The 12,791-nt window shown below is 67.7% G+C and carries 11 protein-coding genes; 5 read left to right on the forward strand and 6 right to left on the reverse strand.

Annotated elements, in window-relative coordinates; genetic code table 11:
- Nucleotides 1–6: 6 nt before the first annotated feature.
- The 3 genes from QTH87_RS08830 to QTH87_RS08840 are packed head-to-tail and all read left to right on the forward strand — an operon-like array spanning nucleotide 7 to nucleotide 2,738.
- Nucleotides 7–924, forward strand: coding sequence for a DMT family transporter (locus tag QTH87_RS08830; protein WP_286608547.1), 918 nt, complete (start codon nucleotides 7–9; stop codon nucleotides 922–924).
- 16 nt (nucleotides 925–940) lie between these two features.
- Nucleotides 941–1,738, forward strand: coding sequence for an SDR family oxidoreductase (locus QTH87_RS08835; protein WP_286608548.1), 798 nt, complete (start codon nucleotides 941–943; stop codon nucleotides 1,736–1,738).
- 16 nt (nucleotides 1,739–1,754) lie between these two features.
- Complete coding sequence (locus QTH87_RS08840) at nucleotides 1,755–2,738, forward strand: quinone oxidoreductase family protein (RefSeq protein ID WP_286608549.1); 984 nt, start codon at nucleotides 1,755–1,757, stop codon at nucleotides 2,736–2,738.
- Between the two features lie 6 nt (nucleotides 2,739–2,744).
- Here QTH87_RS08840 and QTH87_RS08845 read toward each other — a convergent pair whose 3' ends face one another.
- The 4 genes from QTH87_RS08845 to QTH87_RS08860 form a co-directional block, all read right to left on the reverse strand.
- Nucleotides 2,745–4,400 (reverse strand): Na/Pi cotransporter family protein, encoded by a 1,656-nt coding sequence (locus QTH87_RS08845; RefSeq protein ID WP_286608550.1) that lies wholly within the window; start codon nucleotides 4,398–4,400, stop codon nucleotides 2,745–2,747.
- Between the two features lie 74 nt (nucleotides 4,401–4,474).
- Entirely contained in the window at nucleotides 4,475–4,975 is a 501-nt protein-coding gene (gene lspA, locus QTH87_RS08850) for a signal peptidase II (RefSeq protein WP_286608551.1), read from the reverse strand.
- Entirely contained in the window at nucleotides 4,975–7,818 is a 2,844-nt protein-coding gene (gene ileS / locus QTH87_RS08855) for an isoleucine--tRNA ligase (RefSeq protein WP_286608552.1), read from the reverse strand. The genes lspA and ileS overlap by 1 nt, the downstream gene beginning before the upstream one ends.
- Before the next feature lie 110 nt (nucleotides 7,819–7,928).
- Nucleotides 7,929–8,966 carry a bifunctional riboflavin kinase/FAD synthetase gene (locus QTH87_RS08860; protein WP_286608553.1) on the reverse strand — a complete coding sequence of 346 codons (1,038 nt, stop codon included), beginning with the start codon at nucleotides 8,964–8,966 and terminating at the stop codon, nucleotides 7,929–7,931.
- Nucleotides 8,967–9,129: 163 nt separating this feature from the next.
- On the opposite strand from QTH87_RS08860, the gene QTH87_RS08865 reads away from it, so the two are divergent.
- Nucleotides 9,130–9,687 carry an HNH endonuclease gene (locus QTH87_RS08865; protein WP_286608554.1) on the forward strand — a complete coding sequence of 186 codons (558 nt, stop codon included), beginning with the start codon at nucleotides 9,130–9,132 and terminating at the stop codon, nucleotides 9,685–9,687.
- A 59-nt stretch (nucleotides 9,688–9,746) separates the two neighbouring features.
- Here the strand turns inward: QTH87_RS08865 and QTH87_RS08870 are convergent, their stop codons facing one another.
- On the reverse strand, nucleotides 9,747–10,862 hold the full coding sequence (locus QTH87_RS08870) for an acyl-CoA dehydrogenase family protein (RefSeq protein WP_286608555.1): 1,116 nt from the start codon (nucleotides 10,860–10,862) through the stop codon (nucleotides 9,747–9,749).
- A 12-nt stretch (nucleotides 10,863–10,874) separates the two neighbouring features.
- Nucleotides 10,875–12,056 (reverse strand): acyl-CoA dehydrogenase family protein, encoded by a 1,182-nt coding sequence (locus QTH87_RS08875; protein ID WP_286608556.1) that lies wholly within the window; start codon nucleotides 12,054–12,056, stop codon nucleotides 10,875–10,877.
- 146 nt (nucleotides 12,057–12,202) lie between these two features.
- On the opposite strand from QTH87_RS08875, the gene purN reads away from it, so the two are divergent.
- Complete coding sequence (purN, locus tag QTH87_RS08880) at nucleotides 12,203–12,787, forward strand: phosphoribosylglycinamide formyltransferase (protein WP_286608557.1); 585 nt, start codon at nucleotides 12,203–12,205, stop codon at nucleotides 12,785–12,787.
- The last annotated feature ends 4 nt before the right edge of the window (nucleotides 12,788–12,791 follow it).

Genomic DNA, 12,791 nt, shown 5'->3' on the forward strand with positions numbered 1-12,791 from the left:
AGACGGATGGCCCAGGTTCTCCCGGCGCAGGCCGTACCCAGGAGCCTCGCACCGGGCCTGGCCCTGGCCACCTTCGGCGCCATTGCCTTCAGCGGCAAGGCGATCATCGTCAAGCTGGCGTACCGCCACGGGGTGGATGCGGTCACGCTGATCATGCTGCGCATGCTGTTCGCGCTGCCGCTGTTCGCGGTCATGGCCTGGTGGGCCGGGCGCGGCAAGCCGCCGCTCTCACGGCGTGACTGGCTCGGCGTGCTGGGGCTGGGCTTCTCGGGCTACTACCTCTCGAGCTTTCTCGACTTCGCCGGGCTGGCCTACATCACGGCCAGCCTCGAGCGGCTGATCCTGTATCTCAACCCGACGCTGGTGCTGCTGTTCGGCTGGATCGCCTACCGCCGCCGCATCACGCGCTGGCAGGTCGGCGGCATGGCGATCAGCTATGCGGGCGTGCTGCTGGTGTTCGGCCACGAGCTCAGCCTGGGCCAGACCGGGGCCGCGGCCTGGGGCGCGCTGCTGGTGTTCCTGAGCGCGGTCAGCTATGCGATCTACCTGGTGGCGAGCGGCGAGTTCGTGAAGCGCCTGGGTTCGCTGCGGCTGGTCGGCCTCGCGACCAGCTTTGCCTGCCTGCTGTGCATCGCGCAGTTCCTGCTGCTGCGGCCGATGAGCGCGGCCTTCGAGGTGGCACCCGAGGTGATCTGGCTGTCGGTGCTCAACGCCACGCTGTGCACCGCGGTGCCGGTGCTCGCGGTCATGATGGCGATCGAGCGCATCGGCCCCGCGATGGCAGCGCAGACCGGCATGGTCGGGCCGATGTCCACTATCCTCATGGGCGTGCTGATCCTCGGCGAGCCTTTCACGGCCTGGATCGCGGCCGGCACCGTGCTGGTGGTCGCCGGCATCTTTGTCTTCACACGAACGGGGCGCTGAGCCCGGGGAATTCATCATGGATCTGGGAATCGCGGGCAAGGCGGCGCTGGTGTGCGGCGCCAGCAAGGGTCTGGGCTACGGCTGTGCCGAGGCGCTGGTGCGCGAAGGCGTCAACGTGGTGATCGTGGCGCGCGGCGCCGAAGCGCTGGAGGACGCCGCCCGGTCGCTGCAGGCGGTGGCGGCCGGCGCACCCGGCAAGCCCTTCGTCAGGCCCGTCGCGGCCGACATCACGACGCCCGAAGGCCGCGCTGCCGCCTTCGCGCAGCATGCCGACTTCGACATCGTGGTCACCAACGCGGGCGGGCCGCCGCCCGGCGACTTCCGCGACTGGGACCGCGAAGCCTGGATCAAGGCGGTCGACGCCAACATGCTGACGCCGATCGAGCTGATCAAGGCCACGGTCGACGGCATGGCGCAGCGCGGATTCGGCCGCATCGTCAACATCACCTCGAGCGCGGTGAAGGCGCCGATCGACATCCTCGGCCTCAGCAACGGCGCGCGCAGCGGCCTCACGGGCTTCGTCGCGGGCGTGTCGCGCACGGGCATCGCGGCCCGGGGCGTGACCATCAACAACCTGTTGCCGGGCTCCTTCGACACCGACCGGCTCAAGAGCACGCTGGCAGGCGCGGTGAAGAAGACCGGCCAGGACATCGACACGATCCGCGCCGGCCGCCAGAAGAACATCCCCGCCGGCCGCTTCGGCACGCCGGCCGAGTTCGGCGCCATCTGCGCCTTTCTCTGCAGCATTCACGCGGCCTACGTCACGGGGCAGAACGTCCTTGCCGACGGCGGCGCCTATCCCGGCACCTACTGATCGAGGAGACCCTCACATGAAGAGCAAGGCAGTCCGCATCGAGCGCAACGGCGGCCCCGAGGAACTGAAGATCGTCGAGGTCGAGGTCGGCGAGCCCGGCCCGGGCGAGATCAGGATCCGTCACAAGGCCGTCGGCCTCAACTTCATCGACACCTACCAGCGCAGCGGGCTCTACCCGTTCGCGATGCCGCTGTACCTGGGCATGGAGGCCGCCGGCGTGGTCGAGGCGGTGGGCGAGGGCGTCACCCACCTGAAGGCCGGCGACCGTGCCGCCTATGCCAGCGCACCGCCGGGCTCGTATTGCGAGCTGCGCGTGATGCCGGCCAAGACCGTCTGCAAGCTGCCCGATGCGATCTCCTTCGAGACCGGTGCCGCGATGATGCTCAAGGGGCTCACGGCGCAATACCTGCTCAAGAAGACGCTGCCGGCCGAAGGTCTCGTGCCCGGCGACTTCGTGCTCTTCCATGCGGCCGCCGGCGGCGTCGGCCTGATCGCCTGCCAGTGGGCCAGGGCGCTGGGCCTGCAGCTGATCGGCACCGCAGGCACCGACGCCAAGTGCAAGCTGGCGCTCGCGCACGGCGCTGCGCACGCGATCAACTACAGCACCGAGAACTTCGCTGAGCGGGTCAGGGAGATCACGGGCGGCCAGGGCGTGAAGGTGGCCTACGACTCGGTCGGCAAGGACACCTTCGAGGGCTCGCTCGCCAGCCTGCGGCCCTTCGGCCTGCTCGCGGTGTTCGGCAACGGCTCGGGGCCGGTGGCGGCCTTCAACCTCGGCGCGCTGGCCAAGGGCTCGACCTACGTCACGCGCCCGACCCTGTTCTCGCACATGAACTCGCGCGAGAGCACGCAGGCGATGGCCGACGACCTGTTCGCGGGGGTGCTGAGCGGCGCGGTGAAGATCCCGATCGACCAGCGCTACGCGCTCGAAGACGTGCAGCAGGCGCACCGCGATCTCGAGGCCCGCAAGACCACGGGCTGCACGATCCTCACGCTGTAGCGCTGGCTACAGCGCGTCGAGGCGCGACTCGCGCATGCGCGTCGGCGCCAGCGCCCCGGCCGACTCGAGGATCGGGTAGGCGATCGAGCAGATGTGCGAGTTGATGCGCTTCAGTTCGCTGATCAGGTCGATGTGCAGCGAACTGGTCTCGATGCTCAGCGTGGTCTGGTCCGACAGGCGCCCGAGGTGCGTGGTCGCGTAGGCGCGCTCCAGATCGCGGAAGCGCGCCTTCTCCTGCAGGAGCTTCTGGGCGTCGCGCACGTTGCCGTTGAGGAACACGCTCATGCTGAGCCGCAGGTTGGCCACCAGCCGTTCGTGCAGCTCGACGATCTCGGCCATGCCGGCTTCGGAGAAGTTGCGCTGCGGCTTGATCTTCTTGTCCTCGATGTCGATGATCACGCGCTCGATGATGTCGCCGATCTGCTCCATGTTGATCGTGAAGCTGATGATGTCGGTCCAGCGCCGGCTCTCTTCCTCGCCGAGTGCCTCGCGCGAGATCTTCGTCATGTAGTACTTGATGGCCGAATACAGCTCGTCCACGGTGTCGTCGAGCTTGCGCAGCTCCTGCGCCAGCCGCAGGTCGTTGTTGCGGATCACGCCGAGCACGCCGATCAGCATGGTCTCGACCACGTCGGCCTGGTGCAGCGCTTCCCGTGCCGCGTTCGAGATCGCGAGCGTGGGCGTCGACAGCGCCGAAGGATCGAGATGCTGGGGGCGCCGCGTTGCGGCGGGCTCCTGCGGCACCGGCAGCAGCCGCGTCACCAGCTTCGCGACCCAGTTCGTGAGGCCGATGAAGCCGATGCTCACGAGCACGTTGAAGGCCAGGTGGTAGAGCACCACGAACTGCGTCGCGTCCGAGATGTAGGGCCTGACCTCGCGCAGCCACAAGCCGACGAAGGGCGCGGCGATCGCCACGCCGAGCAGCTTGAAGATCAGGTTGCCGACCGTGACCTGCCGCACCGAGACCGCCGACTTGGCCGTTGTCAGCACCGCGAGCACGCCGCTCCCCAGGTTGGCGCCGAGCACCAGGCCCATCGCGACGTCGAGCGGCACCACGTTCGAGCTCGCCATGGCGGCCACCAGCAGCACGACCGCCAGGCTCGAATAGGCGACCACCGCGAGCGCGGCGCCGATCGTGATCTCGAGCAGCACGTCGCTGCCGAGCGTGCCCAGCAGCTCGCGCATCGCCGGGCCGTCGAACAGTGGTCCGGTGGCGGCAACCACCAGCTGCAGCGCCAGCAGCATCAGGCCGAGCCCGATCAGCACGCGCCCGACCCGGCCCGCCATGCTCGAGGAGCGCGTGATGAACAGCACCACGCCGACGAAGATGAAAAGGGGCGACAGCCAAGAGAGGTCGGCCGAGAACAGCACCGACATCAGGGCGGTGCCGATGTCCGCTCCGCGCATCACCGCGAGCGCGGCCGGCAGCGTGACCAGGCCCTGGCCGACGAAGGAGGAGGTCATCAGCGAGGTCGCGGTGCTCGACTGCACCAGGGCGGTCACGCCGATGCCGGACAGCGCTGCCGTGAAGCGGTTGCGCATGCTCTGGACCAGGATCTTGCGCAGATTGGCGCCGAACACCCGCAGCACGCCGGTGCGAACGAGATGGGTACCCCACACCAGCAGCGCGATGGCCGCCAGCAGATTCAACAGATGCTTCATGGAAGCGAAGCACTATAGACCACGCAGGCACCTTCGCCTGCAGGGCGGCGCCGCGTGCGGCGCGAAGCCTCGGCCTACCTGGCCTTGCGGACCCGGCGCAGCTCGTCGAGGATCAGGCAGATGGCGCCGATCGTGATGGCGCTGTCGGCCACGTTGAAGGCCGGGAAGTGGCGCCCTGCGATGTGGAAGTCGAGAAAGTCGACCACGTAGCCGTGCATCATGCGGTCGATCACGTTGCCGACCGCGCCGCCGAGGATCGCCGCCATCGCGAACGAGAACAGCTTCTGGCCCGCGTGCGACTTGAGCATCCAGATGATGAAGATCGCCGCGACAACGCCGATGCCCGTGAAGAACCAGCGCTGCCAGCCGGCGGCATCGGCCAGGAACGAGAAGGCCGCGCCGGTGTTGTGGGCCCGCACGACGTTGAAGAAGCTCGTCACGTAGGTGGCGTCGCCGAGCTTGTAGTAGCCGAGGATCAGCGTCTTGGTGAACTGGTCGACGATCACGATGACGAGCGCGAGGCCGAGCCAGGGCCAGATGCCGAGCCCCGACCCGCCGGAGGATTTGCGAACCATCAGGCGATCTTCCTGGGCTCGCCGGCGCCGTAGAGGTTGCTGGTGCAGCGGCCGCACAGGCCGGCGTGCGCCGCGTCGTGGCCGACGTCGTCGCGCCAGTGCCAGCAGCGCTCGCACTTGGTCGCGGTGCTGGCTTCCACCTGCGCCGACAGCGTGCCGCCGGCCGACAGTTCGACCGCCGAGGTGATCAGCACGAACTTGAGGTCGTCGCCCAGCGAGGCCAGAAGCGCATGGTCGTCGGGTGGGGCCGAGAGCGTCACGTTGGCCTGCAGCGAGGATCCGACCTGACCGGCCGTGCGCACCGTCTCGATCTCCTTGTTGACCGCGTCGCGGATCTCGCGGATGCGGCTCCACTTGGCGAGCAGCGCGGCGTCGGGCGTGCCGAGGTCGCTGTAGGTCTGGACGAAGATCGAGCGGCCGTCGCCGCAGACCTTCCAGGCCTCCTCGGCCGTGAAGCTCAGGAAGGGCGCCATCCAGCGCAGCATCGCCTGCGTGATGTGCCACAACGCGGTCTGGGCGCTGCGGCGCGCGTGCGAGCCGGGCGCCGTGGTGTAGAGCCGGTCCTTGAGCACGTCGAGGTAGAAGGCGCCGAGGTCTTCCGAGCAGTACACCTGCAGCTTGGCCACCACCGGATGGAATTCGTAGACCTTGTAGTGCGCCAGCACCTCGGCCTGGAATTCGGCCGCGCGCGCGAGCGCGTAGCGGTCGATCTCGAGCAGTTCGCCCAGCGGCACCGCGTCCTTCGCGATGTCGAAGTCGCTGGTGTTGGCGAGCAGGAAGCGCAGCGTGTTGCGGATGCGGCGATAGGCGTCGACCACGCGCGCGAGGATCTTGTCGTCGCCCGCGATGTCGCCCGAGTAGTCGCTAGCGGCCACCCACAGGCGCGTGATCTCGGCGCCGAGCTTCTTGTTGACCTCCTGCGGATCGATGCCGTTGCCGAGCGACTTGCTCATCTTCCGGCCCTGGCTGTCGACCGTGAAGCCGTGCGTGAGCAGGCCGCGGTAGGGCGCGCGGCCCTCGAGCGCACAGGCGATCAGCAGCGAGGAGTGGAACCAGCCGCGATGCTGGTCGTGGCCTTCGAGGTACAGGTCGGCCTCGGGGCCGGCGTCGTGGTGCACGTTCGGATGGGTGCCGCGCAGCACGTGCCAGAAGGTCGAGCCCGAGTCGAACCAGACCTCGAGGATGTCGGTGCTCTTGGTGTAGAGCGGGGCGTCCTCGGCGCCGAGGATCTCCTCGGTCGACACGCGGCTCCAGGCCTCGATGCCGCCTTCCTCGACGATGGCCGCGGCCTGGTCGAGGATTTCCATCGTCCGCGGATGCAGCTCGCCCGAATCCTTGTGCAGGAAGAAGGGGATCGGCACGCCCCAGCTGCGCTGGCGGCTGATGCACCAGTCGGGCCGGTTGGCGATCATGTCGTGCAGGCGTGCACGGCCGTTCTCGGGATAGAAGCTGGTCTTGTCGATCGCGGCCAGCGCGGTCTGGCGCAGGGTGAGCGGCGCCTTGTCCTTCGTGAAAACGCCTTCGCCTTCGTCCATGCGAATGAACCACTGGGCCGCGGCGCGGTAGATCACCGGCGTCTTGTGGCGCCAGCAGTGCGGGTAGCTGTGGCTGATCGCCTCGGTCGTGAGCAGCCGGCCGGCATCGCGCAGCGCCTGGATCACCAGCGGCACCGCCTTCCAGATGTTCTGGCCGCCGAACAGCGGGAAGTCCGGTGCGTAGGCACCGTTGCCCTGCACCGGGTTCAGGATGTCGTCGTACGAGAGGCCGTGCGCGATGCAGGAGTTGAAGTCGTCCACGCCGTAGGCCGGCGAGGAGTGGACCAGGCCGGTGCCGTCGTCGGCGGTCGCGTAGTCGGCCAGGTAGACCGGCGACAGGCGGCGATAGCCGGCATCGACGTCGTACAGCGGATGCTCGAACTCGAGCCCGCCCAGCCGCTCGCCCTTGACCGTGGCCAGCACCGTGCCGTCGAGCGCATAGCGGTTCATGCACATCTCGACCAGCGAGGCCGCCAGCACCAGCAGGCCGCGCTCGGTGTCGACCAGCGCGTAGTCGAGCTCGGGGTTCAGGTTGATCGCCTGGTTGGCCGGGATGGTCCAGGCGGTGGTGGTCCAGATGACCGCGAAGGCGTCCTTCGTCAACGCGGGCAGGCCGAAGGCCGCCGCCAGCCGGGCGGGATCGTGCGCCTTGAAGGCGACGTCGAGGGTCTGCGACTTCTTGTCCGCGTATTCGATCTCGAACTCGGCCAGCGAAGAGCCGCAGTCGAAGCACCAGTACACGGGCTTCAGCCCGCGATAGACGAAGCCGCGCTCGATCACGCGCTTGAAGGCGCGTATTTCCCCGGCTTCGTTAGCGAAGTCCATGGTCTTGTACGGATGGTCCCATTCGCCCAGCACGCCCAGGCGCTGGAAGTCGGTCATCTGCTGGGCGATCTGCTCCGTGGCGTAGGCCCGGCTCTTGGCCTGCATCTCGTCGCGGCTCAGGTTGCGGCCGTACTTCTTCTCGATCGCGTTCTCGATCGGCAGGCCGTGGCAATCCCAGCCCGGCACGTAGAGCGCGTCGTAGCCCTCGAGCTGGCGCGCCTTGGTGATCATGTCCTTGAGGATCTTGTTCACCGCGTGGCCCATGTGGATCTGGCCGTTGGCGTAGGGCGGACCGTCGTGCAGGATGAACTTGGGCGCGCCGTGGCGGGCGTCGCGCAGGCGGTGGTAGCGCCCCTCGTCGTTCCATTCCTTGACCCAGCCCGGCTCGCGCTTGGGCAGGTCGCCGCGCATCGGGAAGGGCGTGTCGGGCAGGTTCAGTGTGGCGCGGTAGTCGGTGGCGCCGTCGGTCTTGGTGTCAGCCATGGAAGTTCCAGAAATCTGCGCTGCTCGGGCAGCGCGCGGGGATAGAGGGGGGCATGCGGCCCCTGGCATCCCAGGGCGGCCGAACGCGGCGGAAAGCGACGGTTTCCGCTTTAAATTCGGTCGCGCGTGGTCTGGCGATGGGTTTCGGCGTGCGTGGAGGCGAAGAACGCGCGCGCGTCCCGGCCGTCCTTCGCGATGCCCGCAGTCAGGGCCTCGAGGCTGGTGTAGCGCAATTCGTCGTGCAGTTTGTGCAGCAGTTCCACGCGCACGATTTTACCGTAGGCCCCCTCGCTGCCGAGTTCGGCCGGCCAATCGAGGCAGTGGGTCTCGAGCAGCACGCGGCCGCCGTTGACGTCGTTGGCGTCGAGCGAGGGCCGCACGCCGAGGTTGGCGACGCCCGGCAGCGGCGTTTCGGACAGGCCGTGCACCAGCACGGCGAAGATGCCGCTGGCGGCCGGTTTCCAGTGCTTGAAGCGTAGGTTGAGCGTGCGAAAGCCATCGCTGCGCCCCGGCGCCGAGGCGCCGAGCGCGCGTCCGAGCTTGCGCCCGTGCACCACGTGGCCCGAGATCGCGTAGGGCCGGCCCAGCAGCGCCTGCACGTCGGCCATGCGGCCTTCGCCGAGCGCCTCGCGCACGGCCGAGCTCGACACGCGCAGCCCATGCACTTCGTAGCTGTTCATGCGCGCGACGTCGAAGCCGTGCACGTCGCCGGCGCGGTCGAGCATTGCGTAGTCGCCGGCGCGTCTGGCGCCGAAGCGGAAGTCGTCGCCGACCAGCACGTAGCGCGCACCCAGGCCCTCCAGCAGCACCTCGCGGATGAATTCGTCGGGTGTCTGCGAGGCCAACCGGTGATCGAAGGGCAGCACGATGGTCTGGGCCACGCCGCCCGCGGCCAGCTCGGACAGCTTGTCGCGCAGCGTGCCGATGCGCGCCGGTGCCAGTTCGGGACGCTTGTTGAGCGCCGCGAAGTAGTCGCGCGGATGCGGCTCGAAGGTCAGTACGCAACTGGGCAGGCCGCGCAGCCGCGCCTCGGTGTTGAGCAGCCCGAGCATGGCCTGGTGGCCGCGGTGCACACCGTCGAAATTGCCGATGGTCAGGGCGCAGGCTGGAGCCACGCCCGGATGCCTGAAACCCCGGAAAACCTGCATGTCGGTATCTTTTTGATAGCACTTTGCGCCCACGGAACGGGCGCATCAGGGCTTTTTGTCACAAAGCCGGTATATTGTGACGCACTGCGACATGCGCAAGCCCGGGGGCTCGCGTCGTGCCCTGGTCTTTCCGAGGTTCTCTTTTCATCGAAGGAGGCGTGTGGTGAAGGTCTTGAAGCTGTCGGCCCAAGGGCTGCCCCAATCGTGGATATCGCTCGAACAGGCGGTCATCCACTACGCGTCCGACGAGGTGCGCTGGGAAGTCGGCGCGCAGGTGGCCGTGTTCCGGGGTGGCCACAACGCACTCACCGGCCAGCAGTCGCAGATCGCGATCAACAGCATCATCGGCACCAAGGGCGTGCCGCGCATCAACCCTTTCAACCAGCGTCCGGGCCTCACCAACAGCAAGCTGTTCGCGCGCGACCGCAACGTCTGCGCCTATTGCGGCGGACATTTCCACGAGGACGAGCTCACGCGCGAGCACATCATCCCGTTCGCCCAGAAGGGCATCGACACCTGGATGAACGTGGTCACGGCCTGTCGCCCGTGCAATCACCGCAAGAGCAGCCGTACGCCCGAGCAGGCCGGCATGGACCTGCTCTACGCGCCCTACGTGCCCAGCCTGTGGGAAGACTTCATCCTGCGCAACCGCCGCATCCTCGCGGACCAGATGGAGTTCCTGATGGCGCACCTGCCGCAGAGCTCGCGCCTGCACGCGTGAAAGGAAAACGCCCGCCGGCGCAAGGCGGGCGGGCGTTGGCGGTCAGCGCAGCGTGATCGTCAGGCGAACACCCCCGCCGTGTCCTGCATGCGCGCCGAGACCTCGCCCAGGTGGTGCAGGCTGTCGCCGAAGGTGAGCTCAAGCTGGGTCAGCTTGCGGAAGTAGTGGCTGCCGATGTATTCGTCGGTGACGCCGATGCCGCCGTGCAGCTGGACGGAGTTCGCGGCCACATAGCGCATCGAGGTGCCCAGCTGGTACTTGGCGCGTGCCAGTGCCTGGCGACGCTCCGCGGCCGGGGCGTTGAGCTTGAGCGTCGCGTAGTAGCTCATCGAGCGCGCGAGTTCCACCTGCATCTTCATGTCGGCGACGCGGTGACGCAGCGCCTGGAAGCTGGCGATGACAACGCCGAACTGCTTGCGCTGGTTCAGGTAGTCGACCGTGAGGTCGAGCGTCTTGTCGAGCACGCCGACAGCCTCCGCGCAGGTGGCGGCGATGCCGACGTCGACCGCGTATTCGAGCGCGGCCAGGCCATCGGCGGTGATCAGCGTCGCGTCGGCCTTGTCGAACACGACTTCGGCCGCCCGGCCGCCGTCCTGCGTGCCGTAGCCGCGTGCCTCGACACCGCTGGCGCTGCGCTCGACGAGAAACAAGGCGATCTTGCCGTCGAGCTTCGCGGGAACGATGAAGGCATCGGCCTCGTCGCCCACCGGCACCACGCTCTTCGTTCCGGTCAATGAATAGCCGTTGCCCGACTTGGTCGCCGTGGCCTCGCACACGTCAAGCCGGTAGCGCGCCTTGCGCTCCTGGTAGGCCAGCACCACGATGGCCTGGCCGCCGGCGATGCGCGGCAGCCAGTTTTCCTTGGTGGCCGCGTCTGCATGGCCGCCGAGCACCGCACCGGCGATCAGCGTCTGGGCGAAGGGCTCGAGCACGATGCCGCGGCCCAGTTCCTCCATCACGACCATGCCGGCCACCGGGCCCATGCCCAGGCCGCCATCGTCTTCGCTGATGTAGAGGCCGCCGAGGCCGAGTTCGGCCAGTTCGTCCCAGGCTTCGCGCGAGAAGCCGCCCTTGGCCTCGATGCCGCGGCGGCGTTCGAAGCCGTAGCCCTTGTCGACCCACTTGCGAACGGCGTCGCGCAACTGGTCCTGGTCGTCCGAAAAATTGAAATCCATGTTTGTGTCTCCTCAGCCCAGGACGGTTTGCGCCACGATGTTGCGCTGGACTTCGTTCGAGCCGCCGTAGATCGTGGTCTTGCGCATGTTGAAGAAGGTGGATGCCAGCGGCGCAAGGGCCGGGTTGCCACCGGGGAAGTTGCCCTGCCAGCCGGCTTCCATGGCTTCGCGGATCAGCGGCAGCGAATAGGGGCCGCCGGCCAGCACCATCAGCTCGGCGTAGCGCTGCTGGATCTCGCTGCCGCGAATCTTCAGCAGGCCCGCCACGTCGAGCGAATTCTTGCCCGACGTCGCGGCCGAGAGCACCCGCAGCACCATCATCTCGAGGGCCACGATGTCGACTTCGAGCTTGGCGATCTCGTCGCGGAAGCGCTGGTCGTCGTAGACGCCTTCGCTCTTGGCGATGCGCTTGAGGCGCTCGAGCTCGCGCTTGGCCCGGTTCACGTCGGCGATGTTGGTGCGTTCATGCGAGAGCAGGTGCTTGGCGTAGGTCCAGCCCTTGTTCTCCTCGCCGATCAGGTTCTCGGCCGGCACTTCGACGTTGTCGAAGAACACCTCGTTCACCTCGTAGCCGCCGTCGATCAGCTTGATCGGGCGCACCGTGACGCCCTTGGACTTCATGTCCAGCAGCAGGAAGCTGATGCCGGTCTGGGGTTTGCCCTCGTTGCTGGTGCGCACGAGGTTGAACATCCAGTCGCCGTACTGGCCCAGCGTGGTCCAGGTCTTCTGGCCGTTGACGATGTACTTGTCGCCCTGGCGCTCGGCCTTGGTCTTGACCGAGGCCAGGTCGGAACCCGATCCGGGCTCGCTGTAGCCCTGGCTCCACCAGACTTCGCCGCTGGCGATGCCGGGGAGGAAGCGCTTCTGCTGCTCGGGGCTGCCGAAGGCCATGATCACCGGGGCCACCATGACGGGGCCGAAGGGGACGATGCGCGGTGCGCCGGCCAGTGCGGCTTCCTCCTCGAACAGGTGGCGCTGCACGGCGGTCCAGCCCGGGCCGCCGAATTCCTTCGGCCAGCCATAGCCGAGCCAGCCCTTCTTGCCGAGGATCTTGGCCCAGCGCTGCAGGTCGTCGCGCGTCAGTTCGAGCGCGTTGTGGACCTTGTGGGAGATGTCTTGGGGAAGGTTCTCTTTGACCCAGGCGCGAATATCTTCGCGGAACTTCTGTTCTTCGGGCGTGAAGCTCAAATCCATGCGTGCCTCGCTGTGTTGAATCGTTGCGCCGCGGTGCGCGGCGTGTCTCCGGGACCGCGGTTTTTAGCACGGTCGTGCGCTTCGGAGGTGTCCGCGCGGCGACATCGGCGGCCCCCTGAAATGCAGCACGGATAATCCCGCGTCCCATGAAGAACATTGTGATCCTTATCTCGGGCGGCGGGTCGAACATGGCGGCCATCGTGCGGGCCGCCGAGCACGAGCGCTGGGCCGCGCGCTTCGATGCCCGCGTCGCCGCCGTCATCAGCAACAAGGCCGATGCCGCAGGCTTGGCGCTGGCGCGCGAACGCGGCATCGCGACCGCCGTGGTGCCGCACAGGGACTTCGCGAATCGCGAGGATTTCGACCGCGCCCTGGCCGCGGCCGTCGATGCGCACGCGCCGGCCCTGGTGGTGCTGGCGGGCTTCATGCGAATCCTCACGCCGGGATTCGTCGGCCGCTACGCGGGTCGGCTGATCAACATCCATCCTTCATTGCTGCCGGCCTTTCCGGGGCTGAACACACATCAGCGTGCCATCGACGCCGGCTGCAAGGTGGCCGGACTCACGGTGCACCAGGTGACGGCCGAACTCGACCACGGCCCGATCCTCGCGCAGGCGGTAGTACCTGTGTTTGCGGACGACACCGCCACCAGCCTGGCCGAGCGGGTGCTCGTCCACGAACATAGGGTTTACCCCGCCGCGATTGCCGCCTGGCTTGGCGAAACAAAATGACACA

The organism is Variovorax jilinensis, from assembly GCF_030316885.1.
GTDB lineage: Bacteria > Pseudomonadota > Gammaproteobacteria > Burkholderiales > Burkholderiaceae_C > Variovorax > Variovorax jilinensis.

Bases quoted from the DNA above. Each gene is read 5' to 3' on its own strand.
- ileS (WP_286608552.1), bottom strand. From the start codon at position 7,818: ATGGCTGACACCAAGACCGACGGCGCCACCGACTACCGCGCCACACTG.
- QTH87_RS08875 (WP_286608556.1), bottom strand. From the start codon at position 12,056: ATGGATTTGAGCTTCACGCCCGAAGAACAGAAGTTCCGCGAAGATATT.
- QTH87_RS08840 (WP_286608549.1), top strand. From the start codon at position 1,755: ATGAAGAGCAAGGCAGTCCGCATCGAGCGCAACGGCGGCCCCGAGGAA.
- QTH87_RS08860 (WP_286608553.1), bottom strand. From the start codon at position 8,966: ATGCAGGTTTTCCGGGGTTTCAGGCATCCGGGCGTGGCTCCAGCCTGC.
- QTH87_RS08870 (WP_286608555.1), bottom strand. From the start codon at position 10,862: ATGGATTTCAATTTTTCGGACGACCAGGACCAGTTGCGCGACGCCGTT.
- QTH87_RS08845 (WP_286608550.1), bottom strand. From the start codon at position 4,400: ATGAAGCATCTGTTGAATCTGCTGGCGGCCATCGCGCTGCTGGTGTGG.
- QTH87_RS08835 (WP_286608548.1), top strand. From the start codon at position 941: ATGGATCTGGGAATCGCGGGCAAGGCGGCGCTGGTGTGCGGCGCCAGC.
- purN (WP_286608557.1), top strand. From the start codon at position 12,203: ATGAAGAACATTGTGATCCTTATCTCGGGCGGCGGGTCGAACATGGCG.
- lspA (WP_286608551.1), bottom strand. From the start codon at position 4,975: ATGGTTCGCAAATCCTCCGGCGGGTCGGGGCTCGGCATCTGGCCCTGG.
- QTH87_RS08830 (WP_286608547.1), top strand. From the start codon at position 7: ATGGCCCAGGTTCTCCCGGCGCAGGCCGTACCCAGGAGCCTCGCACCG.